Origin of the sequence: Pseudoalteromonas sp. P1-25 (assembly GCF_001401805.1) — a bacterium.
Classification (GTDB): Bacteria; Pseudomonadota; Gammaproteobacteria; order Enterobacterales; family Alteromonadaceae; genus Pseudoalteromonas.
In genome coordinates this window covers 119,175-138,484 of sequence record NZ_LKDW01000007.1, presented here as the reverse complement: position 1 = coordinate 138,484, position 19,310 = coordinate 119,175, and the positions used below count along the sequence as shown (strand labels likewise).

Sequence of the window (19,310 nt, the reverse complement as noted above, 5' to 3'; positions counted from 1 at the left end):
ATTCTGCTTAACTAAAAGCAGTAATAGATTAAGGAACATACAATGACACGAAATGAAGGCCAAGCCTCGGTTATCCTAGATAATGTCTGTAAGCTTATCCAGAAAAAAGTTCACGCTGATAATGTGTTACTCGTTGAGAAATTCGCCAAAGCCTTGTACAGCAACATGTCTAAAGAGGATTTGGCAAATCGCAATGATAGTGACCTATACGGTGCTGCACTCAGCCTTTGGAATGCACTAGAAAAAAACACCACGGACGACGCAGTAATTCGCGTTTTCAATCCTGAAGTAGCAAAAGATGGCTGGCAGTCATCACATACAATTGTAGAAATTATTGCTAAAGATATGCCATTTTTAGTAGATTCTGTTCGTATGGCTATGACTCGTGAAAATATAGCTTCTCACTTATTACTTCACTGCCCACTAAAAATTCAGCGCGGTGATAACGCGCAAATCTCTGGCTTATCGAATTTAAAAGCAGAGCAAGAATCAACCTCGACTAAAACAGTATTCTTTATAGAGATTGACCGCCAAACTGATGCATCTGTTATTGCCTCTTTTAAAAAAGAACTCGAATCTGTATTGGTTGATGTTTCTATTGCAGTAGATGATTGGCAGCCAATTCGCGAAAAACTAGTCTCTGTTACTAAAGAAGTACCAAAACGTAAGCATAATAAAAACAAAAACGAAGTATCTGAAGCCGTAGAGTTTTTAGATTGGCTGGCTAAAGATAACTTTACGTTAATGGGCTATCGCGAGTACGAGCTTACCCCTGTACAAGGTGATTACCAGTTAAAAGGTAAAATGGACACAAGCCTTGGTTTGATGAAAAACTCAACTGATGAGCATACGCGTTTATTATCTGAATTACCTGAATTTGCGCGCCAAGAGGCCCTTAGTAGCAACTTACTAGTATTAACAAAAACGAACTCAGTATCGCGCGTTCATCGCCCAGCGTACATAGATTACGTAGGTATTAAACGCTTTGATGATGAAGGTAATGTGGTTGGTGAAGACCGGTTTATCGGTTTATTCTCATCAAGCTTTTATAACAACAGTGCAGCTGATGTGCCCGTTCTAAAAACTAAAATTAACCGCATTATGGATATGTGTGACTTTGCTAAAGGCACCCATGCATACAAAGCGGTACTTAATATTTTAGAAACTTACCCACGTGATGAATTAGTTCAAGCTCGCGAGAGCGAGTTACTTGAAGTTGCAATGGGTGTTTTACAAATACAAGAACGTGACATGTGTCGCTTATTTGTTCGCAAAGATGCCTACGGACGCTTCTTCTCTTGCATGGTGTATGTCCCGCGTGAGCGATATAACACAGCGCTGCGCCGAGAAACACAAGACATTTTAGCTAACGCCTTTAATTCCGACGAAAAAGTCGAATTTACTACCTATTTCTCTGAGTCAACACTGGCGCGTACCCATTACACCGTTCGTGTGACCGATAACAATATCGAATATAACGTGAAAGACATCGAAAACAACCTAGTAGAAGCTGCTCGTACATGGGAAGATAAATTACAATCTGCACTGTTAGAGTCAGCAGGGGAAGCCCGCGGTAATGATCTAAATCGTAAATATTGCAACGCCTTTGCACGCTCTTACAAAGATGAAGTGCTTCCTAGTGCTGCGGTAGTTGATATTGAAAAGCTAGAGTTGCTAACTGACGAGAATAAGCTCGAAATGCTGTTTTATCGTCCGCAAGAAGAAGCTAACAGCAATATCGTACGCCTAAGCTTGTTCCATAAAGATGAGCCAATTCACTTATCTGATGTTATGCCAATGCTAGAAAACTTTGGTTTACGTGTTGTTGGTGAAACGCCATATTCTGTTAAAACAAGTGATGGTCGTATCAATTGGATCATGGACTTCTCTATGCTGATTGACAGCAAAGGAATGGCCGACTTTGATAAAATTTCCGCTCGTTTTCGCGCTGCATTAACTAATGTATGGGGCAACCGCCTTGAAAACGACGGCTTTAACCGATTAGTATTAATGGGGGGGTTAACAGGTCGTGAAGCCTCTATATTACGTGCCTACGCAAAATACATGCGCCAAATTGGGGTTACCTTCTCGCAAACTTATATTGAGAGCACGTTTGCAAACTACCCGCATATTGCTGCGCAAATAGTTAACTTATTTGCTAAAAAATTCTCGGTTAAAAGCCCTGCAAGCCCTAAAACACTTGAGAAATTAAGTGCACAAATTTACTTAGAGCTTGAAAACGTAGCGAACCTTGATGATGACCGTATTATACGTTTATATGTAGATATGATTGTGGCAACACTGCGTACAAACTACTTCCAAAAAGATGAAACAGGTCAGTTTAAATCTTACGTGTCGTTTAAAGTACAGCCTAGCTTAATTCCTGATATGCCGCTTCCGCTGCCAGCATTTGAGATTTTTGTATACTCTCCGCGTGTAGAAGGGGTGCATTTACGTGGTGGTAAAGTTGCGCGTGGTGGTCTTCGTTGGTCAGACCGTCGTGAAGATTTCCGTACTGAGGTACTGGGCTTAGTAAAAGCGCAACAAGTTAAGAACACTGTAATTGTTCCTGTAGGTTCTAAAGGTGGCTTTGTATGTAAGCAACTACCAAGTGAGCGCGAAGCTTTTATTAAAGAAGGTCAAGAGTGTTACAAAATTTTCATCCGTGGTTTATTAGACATTACCGATAACATTGAGCGAGGTGAAATTGTACCGCCAGCTAATGTAACTCGTCACGATGAAGACGACCCATACCTAGTAGTTGCAGCCGATAAAGGCACAGCTACCTTCTCTGATATTGCTAATGGTATTGCTAACGAATACAACTTCTGGCTAGGTGATGCGTTTGCATCAGGTGGTTCAGTAGGTTATGACCACAAGAAAATGGGCATAACAGCAAAAGGTGCATGGGAGTCTGTTAAACGTCACTTCCGTGAAATGGATATTGACTGTCAAACTACTGACTTCACTGTGGTTGCGATTGGTGATATGGCCGGCGATGTATTTGGTAACGGCATGCTATTGTCTAAGCACATTCGCTTGCAAGTTGCGTTTAACCACATGCATATATTTGTAGACCCAACACCAGATGCAGCAACGTCTTACCCAGAACGTGAGCGCTTGTTTAACCTGCCTCGTTCATCGTGGGAAGATTACAATAAAGATCTGATTTCAGCGGGTGGTGGGATTTTCTCGCGCGCAGCTAAGTCGATTTCTTTAAGCCCAGAAATGAAAAAAATGTTGGGCACTAAAAAAGCAAGCATGACACCGAACGAGTTAATCAAAGCCTCATTAATGATGGAATTTGATTTACTGTGGAACGGTGGTATTGGTACTTACATTAAAAATAGCCACGAAACAGACGCTGATGTAGGCGATCGGGCAAACGATGCGCTGCGCATAAACGGTAAAGACCTTGGCGCTAAAATTTTAGGTGAGGGTGGTAACTTAGGTGCAACCCAATTAGGGCGTATCGAGTTTGCAGCCAAAGGCGGGCGTGTAAATACCGACTTTATTGATAACGTAGGCGGTGTTGCGTGTTCAGATAACGAAGTAAATATTAAAATTTTACTTAACGGCTTAGTTTCAGAAGGTGATTTAACACGTAAACAACGTGATGAATTACTTTACTCTATGACCGACGAAGTGTCTGAGCTTGTACTTAAAGATTGTTACCGTCAAACACATACATTGTCGATTACACAGTCTAAAGGTGCATCAACGCTTAAAGAAAAGATCCGCTTTATTCATGCCCTTGAAAAAGAAGGTAACCTAAACCGTGCCATTGAGTTTTTACCAACTGATGAAGAGCTGGCAGAGCGCGCGGCAGCAGGAAAAGATCTAACACGTCCAGAGCTTTCAGTATTAGTTTCGTACGCAAAAATGGTGCTTAAAGAGTCGTTAGTAACAGATGAAATTACTGAAAACCCTTATTACCGTCAGCTACTAGTTAAGTCTTTCCCGCGTCCACTGCGTGAAAAATTTAACGACGCGATGGATAATCACCCACTGCGTAAAGAAATCATTGCGACAAAACTGGCGAACAATATCGTTAATGATATGGGCTTAAACTTCATGGTACGCATGAACGAAGAGACCGGTGCTAACGAAGCGGAAATCGCAATGTGTTATTCAATTGCGAGTGAGATTTTTGAAATGCGTGAAACCTGGTCATCAATCAGCGCGCTAGATAATAAAATCCCAGCTGCAGTTCAAACAGAAATGTTGTACCAACTACGTCGTACTGTTCGCCGTGCAACACGCTGGTTCTTACGTCATCGTAATAAATCACAAACAATTGAACAAGCAATCGAGTTCTTTGCACCCACGTTTAAAGATTTAAGCGAAAACTTAAATACGTACATGCAAGATAAAGAGCATGAATGCCTTGCGGGTAAGGCTAACGAGCTAGCAGAGAAAGGTGTGCCTAAGCAAATCGCTAAGCGTATTATTGACCTTTCTAGCCTGTTTTCTGTTATGGATATTGCTGAAATAGCGCATAATTCTGGCCGCAGCGTGGCGATGGTATCTAATACCTACTTTAAACTTGGCTCGCGTATGGGCTTACACTGGTTCTTAGACCAAATTACTAATCAGCCTGTCTCTAACCATTGGCAAGCACTAGCTCGAGCGTCGTACCGTGAAGAGCTTGATTGGCAACAACGTACACTTTCTCATGTTGTGCTAAACAGCTTTGAAGGTGACGAAAACGATGTTGATAATCAAATTGACCAGTGGATGGCAAGCCAAGATCTATTGTTACAGCGTTGGAAGCAAATGTTAGCTGAGTTTAAAACGTCACAAAGCCATGACTTTGCTAAGTTCTCAGTTGCACTGCGCGAATTGATGTTGTTAAGCCACAACTGTGATACTTCAGGAAAATAATTTAGCTTTAATGGGTTATTTATTCAGTAAATAATCAGTTAATTGTTAAAATTGTTATACAATACCTCAGCCTAGTCTGAGGTATTTTTTTGTCTGTAATTTTAAGAGGAACAATTCATGTTTTACGATCTAGCCCGCCGTTTTATGTTCACCCGAGATGCTGAATGGGCACATGAGTTTGCACTTAATAACTTACGCCGTTTTGCTCACACCCCTTTAAACGCAGCTTGGTCTCAACAATTACAAGATAAACCAGTCAACTTTTTAGGCCTTGAGTTTAAAAACCCTGTAGGTTTAGCTGCAGGTTTAGATAAAAACGCTGAATGTATTGATGCCTTTAGCCAAATGGGTTTTGGTTTTGTAGAAGTCGGCACAGTTACCCCGCGCCCGCAAGCAGGCAATGATAAGCCGCGTATTTTTAGGTTACCTCAGTCAAATGCCATTATTAACCGAATGGGCTTTAATAACAAAGGGGTTGATAATTTAGTTAATAACGTAAAAAATGCCAAATACACCGGTATTTTAGGTATTAATATTGGTAAAAATAAAGATACTCCAAATGAGCAAGGCAAAGACGACTACATTCATTGTATGCGTAAAGTGTTTGAGCATGCTTCGTATATTACTGTCAATATATCCTCTCCTAATACGCCAGGTCTGCGTGATTTACAATATGGCGCTGCACTTGATGATCTATTGCAAAGTTTAAAAAATGAGCAGCTCGATTTAATTGCCAAACATAATAAGCAAGTACCTATGCTGGTTAAAATAGCGCCAGATCTTGATGAAATACAAATTGAGCAGGTAAGCGAGTCACTTTTAAATAATAAAATTGATGGTGTTATTGCCACAAATACTACGCTTGAACGCAGTGCAGTAATGGGTCAGCAATACGCCGATGAGGCCGGTGGTTTATCTGGCAGCCCTGTAAGAGCGCGCTCTACGCAGGTAATTAGCGAACTGAAACGTTTAACACAAGGTAAATTACCCATCATTGGTGTAGGCGGTATTGATGATGCGCAATCCGCTCAAGAAAAGTTAAATGCTGGGGCAAATTTAGTGCAGGTTTATACTGGGTTCATCTACAAAGGGCCACAATTGGTAAAATCGATCGTTGATTCCTTATAAGGATCAGTTATGTAAGCTTTTGATCGTTCAATAAATGTTCTAAACAAATGTTTTAAAAATGGTCAAAAGCCGTTATAATCTAATATTAATGTCTTAATTAAAAATAAATTTTTAAACAAGGAGGAGGCAAATGTTACAAGCAACAAAACAATGGCAGTGGATTGCATGTGCAAATAAAAACCGCTTACTACTTGATTTAAATGACGATATGCAATTATGCACACCGTATAAATTAAGACAGCTCACCGACTGTGTATTTGAAAACCCGCGTTTTAGCTTAGAAGATGCTGCTTTTTATGAGCAAGTATACAATTACTTAGATGGTTTTGAGCTGTATAAGCCTGCACAAATTTGCCAAATTGCGCTCAATGCCACTGCTGTAAAATTTCACTTAAAACCGGTACTGGCTAAAAGTTGGTTTTTTGAAGAGTACACTGGCACCCAGCCAAGTACAGAAGCCATCGTTAAACTTACCTCAAAAGCACAAACTGGTGAGTTTTTAATTGTTGAACATTGCCCTGATGCGTCAATTTGCCTAAACCTTAATGAAACATTCAAACTTGATGATAATTTGTCTCTTGAGCAATTTGAAGTTATCCGCGTTTTAAACAACCGCGTTCACCCTCTATTACTTGAGCAATACCAGAGTAAATCAGCTTAGCAAATTTATAAATCGAGCTGCGTTTATCAAGTGTTTGTCAGCCAACCTATGTTATAATCCTGCGCAATTAGCTATTAAGGGTTATTACTTTGCAATTTATCGCACTTACTTCTATCGGAATCGAAAATTTACTTGTTGATGAACTAACAGAACTAGGCGCTGCCGTGTCTAAACAAACTGTGGGTTCTGTTCGCTTTGAGGCAGATTCAACATTGGCGCAAAAGGTTTGTCTATCAACTCGTTATGCAACACGTGTGCTGATGCTTATTGAAGAAAAAGAAGGCGTTAATGATAAAGATAGCCTGTATAAATTTGCTCGATTTCAGCCATGGCAAGAATGGTTTGGACCAACACAAACATTTGCTGTTGATTTTACTGGTACCAACGACGCTTTAAAAAATACCCAGTTCTCAGGCTTGGTAATTAAAGATGCAATTGTTGACTATTTTAATGATTTATACGAACAGCGCCCAAATGTGGATAAGCAAGATGCCAACGTGCGTGTTGTTGCGCGTTTAAACCGTCATGGTGTTGCTCTGTATATTGATTACTCGGGTCCTCGTTTATCTGAGCGTGGTTATCGCCAAGGCCAAGGTAAAGCCCCAATTAAAGAGCATTTAGCGGCAGCGATTATTAAACGCAGTGGTTGGCTTGAAAATGTAAATCAACCTTTATTTGATCCATGTTGTGGTGCCGGCACTATTTTAATAGAAGCGGCGGGCATGGCGCGTAACGAAGCACCTGGTTTATTTAGAGAAGGGTTTGCGTTTGAGCGTCTACCCAGTTTTAGAGCGGCTAAATTTAAACAACTGCGTGAGGAATTAATTGCACAAATTACCGATCCTAAATTGTGGTTAATTGGCCATGATTACGATGCGCAAGTTCTTGATAAAGCCATTGCCAATGCTGAGCGAGCAGAGCTGGGTAATGTTATTAAGTTTAAGCAAAGTGATGCGACTAAGCTTACCTCTGTCGCTAAATTACCTGGCGTGGTAATTTCTAACTTACCGTACGGTGAGCGTATTGGTTCTATGGCCGAGCTGGTAAATTTACACCGCAGCATGGGAGTGGGTTTTAAAAAGCACTTTAATCATTGGAAGCTTGCGTTACTAGGCATGGATGAAAGCCTATTTAAGCTGTTAAAACTGGTTAAACAAAAGCGTTATAAATTTAAAAATGGCCCATTAGATGTAGAACTAAATTTATATCAGTTAGATGATAAACAAGTAAGCCTGACAAGTGACGACAAACCGGCGCTTAATTTTGAAGGCTCAATGTCGTTTGCTAATCGTCTAAAAAAGAATAAGCAGAGCCTCAAAAATTGGCTTAAACAAAACGAAGTACAAGCTTATCGCGTTTATGATGCTGATATTCCTGAGTACAACGTAGCGGTTGATATTTATGGCGACTCTGCTGTTATTTTTGAATACGCAGCGCCGAAAGAAATTGATGAAAAAACATCAGAAAAGCGTCTTCAAGATGTGATTAGCTTAACTGCACAGCAGCTAAACATTGCGCCTGAAAACATAGCCGTTAAAGTGCGTAAAAAACAAAAAGGGGAAGAGCAGTATACCCCAATGGCTAAACAAAACCGTACTATGGTGGTGGAAGAGTTTGGCGCTAAGTTTAAAGTAAACTTGTTTGATTACCTCGATACAGGGCTATTTTTAGACCATCGTTTAGCGCGTCGTTATATTCAGCAAAATGCAAAAGACAAACGCTTTTTAAACTTATTCGCCTACACAGGTACAGCCTCTGTGCACGCGGCACTCGGTGGTGCAAAAGCAATTACCACTGTTGATTTATCAAAAACCTACCTCAAGTGGGCCCAAGATAACTTTGCGTTAAATGATATTAGCAATACCCGTTACCGTTTTGAGCAGGCTGATTGTTTAAAATGGCTAGAATACGCTCAAGGCCAATACGATTTAATATTTTTAGATCCTCCAACGTTTTCTAATTCTAAACGAATGAAAGATGCGTTTGATGTGCAAACCGATCATATTAAATTACTTACTTGGGTTAAAAAAATCTTGAGCCCGTCGGGTACATTAATTTTTTCTAATAACAAACGTGGTTTTGTAATGGATGAAGTAGGTTTAATGGGCTTGGGGTTAAAAGCTGAAAATATTTCAGACAAAACGTTATCACCTGACTTCAAACGGAATAAAAAAATACACAACAGCTGGTTGATTACCCATGGCTAGTTTTGTTTTGTACCACACTGATGGCTGTCACTTATGTGAGCAAGCGGAGCAGGTTTTATTATCAGTTTTAGGTAATAAAAACACACTTCAATTAACCGATATTATGACTGATGAGCAATTATTAGCGCGTTTTCAGTTAAGTATTCCTGTATTTGAAAGCAAAACTGGCCAACTTTTGTATTGGCCGTTTGATGCACAAACAGTGCATGAATTTTTAGCGCAAGAATAAAAGAGCAGTATTTATGGATTTAATAAGAATACAAAAAGCGCAGTTAGCTTATGGCACCCACCCATTATTAGATAATGCCGATGCGGTTATTGAAAGTGGCGAGCGCGTCTGTATTGTAGGGCGAAACGGCGCAGGTAAATCAACACTTTTAAAAGTACTTGATGGCCAAGTAATTTTAGATGATGGCGAAATTAACCAATTAGGTGGCATTAAAATCTCTCGTTTAGAGCAAGATCCACCTAAAGGGGCAAACGGCTCAGTATTTGATTACGTAGCGCAAGGCATGCCTGATATAGCCAATTTATTAATTGATTATCATCATGTGAGCACGCAACTACAAACTGATTGTACCGACAAATTACTAAATAAACTTGAGCGATTATCTAACGAATTAGAAGCGTGTGACGGTTGGCGCTTTGATTCGCGAATTCAACTAGTATTAACGCGTTTAGAGCTTAGCCCAGATGCTAAGTTAGAATCATTATCGGGTGGGTGGTTGCGTAAAGTTGCTTTAGCTCGGGCATTAGTCAGCGAGCCTGATTTACTGTTGCTCGATGAGCCAACTAACCATTTAGATGTAGACAGCGTTAAATGGTTAGAGCAGTTTTTAAAAGAGTTTAAAGGCGGTATTGTATTTATATCCCATGACCGTGCGTTCATTCGTGCTGTTGCAACGCGTATTTTAGATTTAGACCGCGGTAAACTTATATCTTACCCTGGTGATTATGCAACCTACCTTGAACAAAAAGCGCACGATTTAAAAGTAGAAGAAACACAAAATGCGCTTTTTGATAAGCGTTTAGCTGAAGAAGAAGCATGGATCCGTCAAGGGGTTAAAGCGCGTCGTACACGCAACGAAGGCCGTGTACGTGAACTAAAACAGCTACGTGTTGAACGCAAAGCCCGTGTAGAGCAAGTAGGTAAAACTGATTTTAATATTGAAACGGCAGACAGATCAGGCAAGTTAGTATTTGAAGCAAAGCACTTGAATCATGCATTTAAAGATAAAGTGATTGCTGATGATTTCTCTACCCTTGTTATGCGGGGAGATCGCATTGGTTTAGTGGGCCCAAATGGTATTGGTAAAACAACACTACTCAAGCTGCTGTTTGGTGAGTTAGAAGCTGATAGTGGGCATGTTAAGCAAGGGGTGAACCTTGAATTTGCTTACTTTGACCAATACAGACAAAAGCTTGATGAAGAGGCTACTGTTCAAGATAACGTTGCCGAGGGTAAACAAGAGGTAATGATGGGCGGGCGCTCTCGTCATGTACTTGGTTACTTGCAAGACTTTTTATTTCCCCCGGCACGTGCGCGTACACCTGTAAAAGCACTCTCTGGTGGTGAAAAAAATAGGCTTTTACTCGCGAAATTATTTTTAAAACCATCCAATATTTTAGTACTCGATGAGCCAACCAATGATTTGGATATTGAAACATTAGAGTTACTCGAAGAAATTATTAATCAGTATCAAGGAACTGTGCTTATAGTAAGCCATGACCGTGAGTTTATTGATAATACATGTAGCAGTGTATGGGCGTTTGAAGGGGATGGTAAAATAACTGATATGGTGGGGGGGTATACCGATTACCAAGCTTATTTAAGTTATTTAGCCGAGCAAGAAAAACAGCATCAAGCACCAAAAAAAGACGTAAAACCTGCGCCTGTTTCTGTTAAAAAACCTGAAAACAAAAGTACTAAGCTTTCTTACAAATTAAAACTTGAATTAGAGCAGCTACCCAATAAAATGGAACAACTTGAAGCCGCTGTAGAAGCGCAGCAAGCTGTAGTGAGCGATCCTGACTTTTTCAAACAAGATAGTGACGTTACCACTAATGCATTGAACCATTTAGCAAAACTTGAGTCTGACCTTGAAGCCGCGTTTGAGCGCTGGGAAGAACTTGAAGAATTACAGAATCAGTAGTAAGGATTAAAATGAAATATAAATTACTCGCTGCCAGTATTTTAGCGACATTGAGTACATCTGCATTAAGTGCAACCTATGAATTAACAGAACTAGGTACTCTTGACGGCGCTAAACATTCTTACGTAACTGACGTAAGCGAAAGCGGGCACATTATTGGTACTGCCAACGGATTGTATAATTTACCAATCGATATAAGCTATATCGACTTTACCGAAAGCGTGATTGAAAATGCATACGACAGTGAAGAGTACAATTTTGAATTAAGTGATAAAGAAATCACGTTTACACTTGATGATATAGAAAATAACGATGCTGTTTTTAATAACGCCGATGCACATTCATTTATGGTCAGCTTTTTAGCTGGCAGACCCACTGATTTTGAATACCAAAAACTAAGTGCGGTAGTGGGTATTAAATTTGACGATGGCAATGTTACTGAGCAAGTTTTATTTGACGAAGAGTCGGTTGATTACGATGGTTTAACACGTTCTATTAGTAACTTTTATAACGCGGTAAGCGAAGATGGCGTGAGTGTTGGCTGGAGTGCAGCACCATACGATAAAGTTTCATTTACCCCAGATGGTGAAGATGAAGAAGAAACATGGTTTACTCATGACTTTATAGAACGCGGTATTGTTATTTCTGAAGATGGCACGCAAAAGGTTGAGCTAGTTCCTGATTTTGACGATTACGGCGGTACTAGCCGCGCTAACGATATTATAAAAACAAACGACGGCTATACGGTAGTTGGCTATGTTTCTACAGGTATTCCTGAAGATCGTCTTGATAATATTGAAGATAACTGTGATAACGAAGACGAACCAACCTCTACATGTGTACAATTATTAAATTCGAGTGTTACTACAGGCGTATTTGATGAGCGTGCGGTAAAGTGGGAGCTTGATGAAGCATTTAATATCACTTCTACTGAAATACTGGGCTTGGCCTTAACACCAGAAGATGATGACGATTTTGCCTTTACAAGCACTGCGCTTGCACTTAATAACAATGGCACAATTGTAGGCTCGTCTAACGCTCGCTACTATAAAAACGACGACACGATTTTAACAATGCCTGTGTATTTTAAAAATGGTGACGTGTTTAATTTTATAGACCAAGAAGACGATTGGCTTTCGGGTAAAGCACTTGCAGTAAACGACAACGATATAATTGTTGGTTATGCTTCAAAGCGTATTGAAACCACACTTCGTGATCAGTTTTTCTATCATGATATAAGTACGGGCAATACCGTTTTCCCTACTGGTTACTTTAATAGCTCAAGTGCTTATGGCAATGACATTAATAACCAAGGATATGTTGTTGGTGAAGGCGAAGTGGGTACATCTGAAAACAGCCGCCGTAAAGAAGCGTTTATCTATAAAATTGGTGACGATAAAATTACCAACCTAAACGATTTGCTCCCTTGTTACGAAGCAGATGGTGAAACAGACTACGCCTACACGATGGCAGAAGCCAAGGTTATTAATGAAGATAATGAAATCTTTGGTGTAGCTACTAAAACCGTTGAAAAGCGCGATACCTTTGGTAATGTAGAAACCGATATTGAAGGTAATATTGAGTACGAGAGTGTTGCTGTTGCAGTAAAACTTACACCTATTGATGGCGAAGTAGAAGACTGTGCCGCTATTGAAAAAGAGCTTTATGAAAGAAGCTCTGCAAGCTTCCCGTGGTATACACTACTGTTGTTACCGCTTGTTGGCTTGCGAAGAGTATTTAGATTTTAGCTTAAGTCTGTTGATAAAAAACCAACTTATAAAAGTTGGTTTTTTTTCGTCTATAATTTACTGATTACGCGCAAGCCATGCTTTTCGCACAGAGCGGCGCCAAATAATATCAATACTAAAATAAGCAATAACAGAAGCGATAGAAGCGCAAACCAATGAGCCAATTAAAAATGCAGGGCCTATGGTAGAAAGACTTTCTAAAAACCATGCCCAACTGGCTTCAAATGCAAAATGCTGCTCTGGTTGGTTTAAAACGAGCGTACCTACAAGGTATGAGCCATAAAAAATTGGCGGCATTGTTAGTGGATTGGTAAGCCATACTAATGCAACAGAAATAGGTAAGTTTACTCTAAAAACAATGGCTGCTGCGGCTGCTAAAACCATCTGAAAAGGAACAGGGATGAACGCAAAAAATAAACCTACTGCAAATGCGCCTCTTGCAGAGCGTCTGTTCAAATGCCATAGATTGGCGTCTTGTAATAGGCGGCCGAATATTCTAAGTGTTTTATGATGCCTAATTTTATTAGGATCAGGTAAAAATCGTTGAATCGTTTTCTTAGGCATTTCAAGCAACCATTTACTTCAGTGTGGATTAGTCTTGGATTTGTAATTGGCTGTATTTCAACCGTATTTTATTATCAAACCCTTGAGTTTACAGTCATCACAATATCTGTCCTTATTGCGAGCGCCTATTTTAAGCCGTTTTTAAATGTTTTGTTAGGGTTTATTTTAGCTATTTGCTGCATTGTTGTGCACTTTTACCTGTTTTATAGCTATAAGTTGCCAAATGTTGAAAATAACTACGCTTATCCAGCCACAATCTATGTCGATGAAGTCATCTCAGCAAAGCAACCCCAGTATATAAAAGCAACGTTATTAAAGCTTAATGGGGATGAAATACATAAATTTAAAGCGCCAAAAGCGATGTTAAGTGTCGATTCTGAGCAACTTATTAAGCACGGTGATACCTTTGATGCAGCAATAGCGTTGAAAGAATTTAGAACAATAAAAAATATCAACGTGTTTGATAACAACGTGCATGCATTTAAAAAACGCATACTATTCAAAGGGAAGGTACTGAATAAACAACTCAGTATTTTGCATGGGGCTTCTCCTTCAATAATTATTAAGTATAGAGAATTTTTAAAACGCACATTTCAAAAAACATCACTTAATTGGCTTTATTATGCGCTATTAAGTGGTGACAAGTCTCTTATGTCCTTTGAAAATAAGCAAACGATGCAAAGCTTAGGCTTGAGCCATTTATTAGCAATTTCAGGGTTACATATAGGGCTTATATTCAGCTGTTTTTATTTATTATGTAAGTACACAGTATACATTTTGAAAGTTAGAGTAGCACAGTCCATCAACTTAACATTTTTTTATAGTTTTACCGGTTGGTTAGCTGCATTTATTTATGTGTATTTAAGTGATTTTTTACTCTCAGCCACTCGCGCTTTTATAATGTTAACATGCGCTTGGGTGCTGTACTTTGTGGCTAAACAGCCATTAAGATGGCGAAGCATATTATATGCCCTAGTCGCGGTATTACTTATTAACCCCTTTAATGTTTTAAACCCCGGGTTATATTTTTCTTTTATTGCTGTTGCAATTATTTATCTAGTTATAAAACGACTTCCTAAAACGAAATATAATTGGCTTAGCGTACTATTGGCGCTGTGTATTATTCAGGTTGCTTTGTTTATTGCGCTTATGCCTATTACCCTTATTTATTTTAGTGGTGTGAGTATTGTAGGGCTTATTATTAACCTAGTAGCCATTCCATTATTGAGCGTAGTAATTATGCCATGTTTGCTGCTAATTACGATTATTAGCACGGTGGTAGATATAACGCCGGTTATAGTGTTGTTCGATAATATGCTGCGCATTTTACTTGATTATATGGATGCTATACCTTGGCAATACAGGTGGTTAGATATAGCGAAACCACGCACGCTGTATTTAATTGCGGCTTATATATTTATTTTAATAGCGTGGTTTAGCCCGTTTAAACGCTTGGCAATTATTCCCTTGTGTGTCGCATTGGTTGATTACATGTTTTTACCTAAACCGCTTTGGCAGTTACATGTGTTTGATGTGGGGCACGGGCTAATGACATTACTAGAAAAAGATAATCAAGCATTGGTTTATGACTTTGGGCCTAGCTACTTCAACCGATTTAGCCGTACATACAGTGTGTTAATTCCGTATTTAAAAGCCCACAATTTAACTGTTAGTGATTCCATAATAAGCCATCAAGATAATGACCATGCAGGAGGGGCTGCTCATTTTATTAAAGCAGGGTTTGGTGATAGCTTTAAACGGTTTCATCCACATGGCATTACCACGCGATGTAACTCTTTGGACTATAACTTTAATGACTTGCATATCAGTAGTTTTTCGAGTGATAAATATGATAATGAAAACGATAACTCCTGTGTGTTATTAGTTAAATCGCCACAACTTACGATGCTATTAACAGGTGACATTTCTAAAGCGCGTGAGCTGAGTCTTATTAAAACTCATTCATTGCAAGCCGATGTGGTTTTAAGCCCTCATCACGGTAGTGATACGTCTTCTAGCATGGAATTTATCGACCATGTTAATCCGCACACCGTTATTCATTCAACAGCCTTTGAAGGACAGTGGCAATTTCCCAGTGAAAGTGTAGTTTCACGCTACAAAGCAATAAATGCTAAACAATATGTGACTGCACGTGATGGGCAAATTACTGTGAGTATATATAAAGATGGCTTTGAAGTGACAACGGCTCGCAAACACGAAAGTTATTGGTTTATAGAAGATTGACGTTTAGTTTTGGCTGTTTGAAGGATACAATAAGGGCTGAAATTGTATAACGAGAGTAATATGAGTCAAAGTACTACACAAATCTATAAGCGGTTGATTTCTTACGTCGGTGATTATAAAAGCGTTGCCTTCGTTGCTATTATTGGAATGATCGGCTACTCAGGTATGGATGCTTTATTTATTCAATTAATGAAACCTTTTATTGATGAAGGCTTAAATCAACGAAATAACGAAGTGTTAGCTTATGCTCCTTTTGTAGTTATTGCGTTAGTTATAGGGCGTGGCCTGTTTAATTTTATGTCTTCTTATTGCTTAAGCTATGTAGGCTCGCAAGTAGTACGCGCTTTACGCCAGCAGTTATTTGAACACATATTACATTTGCCTGTGTCGTTTCATGATAAAAACTCTACAGGTGATTTAATTTCAAAAATCACCTTTGACACAGAACAAGTTCAGCAAGCAATTACTAAAGCATTACTAATTGTAGTACGTGAAGGCGCTTTTGTGGTTTTTTTACTTGGCGTTATGTTTTATACCAGCTGGAAGCTTTCACTGATATTTTTAGTGATCATTCCTTTAGTGGCAATTATTGTTACGTTTGTATCTAAACGTTTTCGCCATATTTCGAAGAACATACAGTCGGCCATGGGCCAGGTTACCCGAAGCTCTGAGCAAATGTTAAGTGGCCATAAGGTTATACATGGGTTTGGTGGCCAACAACAGGAAATCGACCAGTTTTCAAAAATCAATAATCATAATCGCCAGCAACGTATAAAAATGGATGCCACTAAAGCGTTAAGCGTGTCGGTCATTCAAGTACTAGCGGCCAGTGCAATGGCTGTTATTTTATGGGTTGTTTCTATGCCTTCAATGATAGATACGATAAGCTCCGGCGATTTTGTTGTACTTATTTCATCTATGATGATGCTTTTACGTCCGCTTAAACAATTAGCAAACGTGAACAGTGATATGCAGCGTGGTATTTCTGCAGCGCAAAGTATTTTTTTAGTTTTAGATGAAGAAATAGAAAAAGATAAAGGTACTTACAGCGTAGATAAAGTGAAGGGTGAAATTGAGGTTAAAAATGTGACCTTTAAATACCCCACTAAAGATGAAGCTGTTTTAAATAACCTATCAATAAGTATAAAGGCCGGTGAAAGCATCGCGCTTGTAGGGCGTTCAGGCTCGGGTAAGTCAACTATTTCTAATTTATTACCACGTTATTATGACTTAGAAGCACCCAGTGAAATTTTACTCGACGGCGTTGCGCTTGATAAATATAAACTGGCAGATTTACGCCGCCAGTTTGCTTTGGTATCTCAGCAAGTGGTGTTATTTAATGACACAATAGCCAACAATATTTGTTATGGACTAACCCGTAAAATAACACCGCAGCAGTTAGAAGAGGTGGTCAAACAAGCCCACGTATGGGAATTTGTTAAAGATTTACCTGAACAGCTCAATACCATGGTTGGTGAAAACGGGGTGATGCTCTCTGGTGGTCAACGTCAACGTATAGCAATTGCGCGTGCTATATTAAAAGATGCGCCTATTTTAATTTTAGATGAAGCAACATCAGCACTAGACACCGAGTCAGAAAAGCTCATTCAGCACGCACTAGACACGTTAATGCAAGATAAAACGTCGATTGTTATTGCGCATCGTTTATCAACAATTGAAAACAGCGACAAAATATACGTTATCGACGGCGGTCGGGTGATTGAAAGTGGTGATCACCAAAGTTTACTTGCCAAAGACGGCACGTATTCTGCGCTTTGCAAAATGCAATTTGGTGAACACGGGTGAGTAAAATCGAGCAAAGCTGGTATAAACCATTTGGTTTTATAACACTACTTTTATTGCCGTTAGCTGCACTTTTTTGGTTAATTGCCAGTATTAGAAAAGGGTTTTATCAATGTGGTATTGCTAAACCTTTTAAAGCTAAATCTAAAGTGATTGTGGTGGGCAATATAAGTGTAGGTGGAAATGGCAAAACCCCATTTGTATTATGGCTGTACGAATACTTGTCAGAGCAAGGCCTAAAAGTGGGTATTATTAGCCGTGGCTACGGCGGTAAAGTAAAAAGCTACCCGCTGGTGGTAGAGCGCGGTGTAACAAGTGCGCAAGCCGGTGATGAGCCAATACTTTTATTTAATCGTTTAAAGTGTCCTCTAGTTGTTGGGCCGGATAGAGAAGCCAATATTACATTATTAGAGCAGCAATTTTGTGTGGATGTCATTATTTCTGATGATGGTATGCAACATTATAAAATGGCGCGCGATATAGAGTGTTGTATTGTTGATAGCCAAAGGCAGTTTGGCAATGGCTTTGTTATGCCCGCAGGACCATTACGTGAAACAAAACACAGATTAAATAGCGTTGATTTAGTGATTGAAAATGGTGGGGGCGCACCACATAGCTACGTTTTAAAAACGAGTGGGCTTAGGCACGTTGCTGACAATACTCCAGTGAACAAAACAATTGAACAAGGCCATGCGGTTAGTGCTATTGGTAACCCGAAGCGTTTTGAAAATACACTAGAAGATCAAAATATTCAGCTGCTTTCAACGCATCATTTTAGAGATCACTATGCTTATAGCTTGGCTGATTTTACTCAATTTAATGACGACAACGTATTAATGACAGAAAAAGATGCGGTAAAATGTAGAGACTTTGCAAAAGATAATTGGTACTACCTACCTGTTAATGCAAAACCTACAGATGCTGTTATACATAAATTAGATTTATTATTAAAACAAAAAGGGATCCTCAATGGCCTTTGATACAAAATTACTTGAAATAATTGCTTGCCCTGTGTGTAAAGGAAAGCTTCGTTTTGATAAAGACAATGCAGAGCTTATCAGCACCGCAGCCAAACTTGCATACCCTGTACGCGACGATATACCAGTACTTTTAGAAAATGAAGCACGTGAGCTATCTCAAGATGAGGTTGATAAGTGGAATTCGTAGTTGTAATACCTGCACGTTACGCGTCTACCCGTTTACCTGGCAAACCATTAGCCGACATTTGCGGTAAGCCTATGATTCAACATGTGTATGAAAAAGCGTGTATGTCAGGTGCAAGTAAAGTGGTTATTGCAACCGATCATCAAAAAGTGTTTGATGCTGTTAAATCGTTCACAAATGATGTGCTCATGACGAGAGAAGATCATCAATCGGGTACTGAACGCTTGGCCGAGGTGGTTGACTTACTTAAGCTAGATGCTGAAACCGTGGTGGTAAATGTACAAGGTGATGAGCCATTACTTGCAAGCGAAAACGTATCTCAAGTTGCCACTTTACTTAATAATTCGAGCGCGCCAATGGCAACATTAAGTGTAGCCATTGAAGAACAAGATGAAGTATTTAATCCTAATGCAGTGAAAGTAGTTAGTGATATTAATAAAAATGCGTTGTACTTTTCACGTGCCAGTATTCCGTTTGACAGAAGCGCAATGTTAAATAACGACAGTGTGTTAGATATAACGCCTTTTCAACGTCATGTGGGTATATATGCTTATCGCGCGGGCTTCATTAAGCAGTATATTGAGCTAAGTGTATCGCCGCTTGAAGTACTTGAGTCGCTAGAGCAACTTAGGGTGTTATACCATGGTTACGCTATCAAAATTGAGCAGGCTAAAGTAACGCCACATGCTGGGGTTGATACGCCCGAGGATCTAGAAAAAGTGATTGCCTACCTAAAAGCTAAGCAAGCTTAATA

At 39.4% G+C, this 19,310-nt stretch carries 13 protein-coding genes; 12 read left to right on the top strand and 1 reads right to left on the bottom strand.

Annotated features, from left to right (window positions below):
* Positions 1-42: 42 nt before the first annotated feature.
* From AN393_RS06895 to AN393_RS06865, 7 genes are all read left to right on the top strand, one after another.
* Complete coding sequence (locus AN393_RS06895; RefSeq protein WP_055017691.1) at positions 43-4,884, top strand: NAD-glutamate dehydrogenase; 4,842 nt, start codon at positions 43-45, stop codon at positions 4,882-4,884.
* Between the two features lie 117 nt (positions 4,885-5,001).
* Positions 5,002-6,012, top strand: coding sequence for a quinone-dependent dihydroorotate dehydrogenase (pyrD, locus tag AN393_RS06890; protein ID WP_055017690.1), 1,011 nt, complete (start codon positions 5,002-5,004; stop codon positions 6,010-6,012).
* Positions 6,013-6,142: 130 nt separating this feature from the next.
* A complete protein-coding gene (locus AN393_RS06885) occupies positions 6,143-6,673 on the top strand; it encodes a cell division protein ZapC (RefSeq protein WP_055016001.1) in 531 nt (176 codons plus the stop codon).
* 89 nt (positions 6,674-6,762) lie between these two features.
* Positions 6,763-8,880, top strand: a complete 2,118-nt coding sequence (rlmKL, locus tag AN393_RS06880; protein WP_055016000.1) for a bifunctional 23S rRNA (guanine(2069)-N(7))-methyltransferase RlmK/23S rRNA (guanine(2445)-N(2))-methyltransferase RlmL — start codon at positions 6,763-6,765, stop codon at positions 8,878-8,880.
* Complete coding sequence (locus AN393_RS06875; RefSeq protein ID WP_055015999.1) at positions 8,873-9,109, top strand: glutaredoxin family protein; 237 nt, start codon at positions 8,873-8,875, stop codon at positions 9,107-9,109. Before rlmKL ends, AN393_RS06875 begins: the two co-directional genes overlap by 8 nt.
* 13 nt (positions 9,110-9,122) lie before the next feature.
* A complete protein-coding gene (locus AN393_RS06870; protein ID WP_055017689.1) occupies positions 9,123-11,033 on the top strand; it encodes an ABC transporter ATP-binding protein in 1,911 nt (636 codons plus the stop codon).
* Between the two features lie 11 nt (positions 11,034-11,044).
* Entirely contained in the window at positions 11,045-12,781 is a 1,737-nt protein-coding gene (locus AN393_RS06865; RefSeq protein WP_055015997.1) for a DUF3466 family protein, read from the top strand.
* 57 nt (positions 12,782-12,838) lie between these two features.
* On the opposite strand, the gene AN393_RS06860 is transcribed toward AN393_RS06865, so the two are convergent.
* Positions 12,839-13,345 (bottom strand): DUF2062 domain-containing protein, encoded by a 507-nt coding sequence (locus AN393_RS06860; RefSeq protein WP_055016018.1) that lies wholly within the window; start codon positions 13,343-13,345, stop codon positions 12,839-12,841.
* Between AN393_RS06860 and AN393_RS06855 the strand changes: the two genes are divergently transcribed.
* From AN393_RS06855 to kdsB, 5 genes are read left to right on the top strand one after another with little or no spacing between them, the layout of a single operon-like run.
* Positions 13,325-15,589: a DNA internalization-related competence protein ComEC/Rec2 gene (locus AN393_RS06855; protein ID WP_055017688.1), complete on the top strand. Its 2,265-nt coding sequence runs from the start codon at positions 13,325-13,327 to the stop codon at positions 15,587-15,589. The two genes, AN393_RS06860 and AN393_RS06855, sit on opposite strands and share 21 nt — an antisense overlap.
* A 60-nt stretch (positions 15,590-15,649) precedes the next feature.
* Positions 15,650-17,395: a lipid A export permease/ATP-binding protein MsbA gene (gene msbA / locus AN393_RS06850; RefSeq protein ID WP_055017687.1), complete on the top strand. Its 1,746-nt coding sequence runs from the start codon at positions 15,650-15,652 to the stop codon at positions 17,393-17,395.
* On the top strand, positions 17,392-18,372 hold the full coding sequence (gene lpxK / locus AN393_RS06845; protein ID WP_055017686.1) for a tetraacyldisaccharide 4'-kinase: 981 nt from the start codon (positions 17,392-17,394) through the stop codon (positions 18,370-18,372). Before msbA ends, lpxK begins: the two co-directional genes overlap by 4 nt.
* Positions 18,362-18,559: a Trm112 family protein gene (locus tag AN393_RS06840; protein ID WP_055015993.1), complete on the top strand. Its 198-nt coding sequence runs from the start codon at positions 18,362-18,364 to the stop codon at positions 18,557-18,559. Before lpxK ends, AN393_RS06840 begins: the two co-directional genes overlap by 11 nt.
* Positions 18,547-19,308: a 3-deoxy-manno-octulosonate cytidylyltransferase gene (gene kdsB, locus AN393_RS06835; protein WP_055017685.1), complete on the top strand. Its 762-nt coding sequence runs from the start codon at positions 18,547-18,549 to the stop codon at positions 19,306-19,308. The genes AN393_RS06840 and kdsB overlap by 13 nt, the downstream gene beginning before the upstream one ends.
* Positions 19,309-19,310 lie beyond the last annotated feature (2 nt).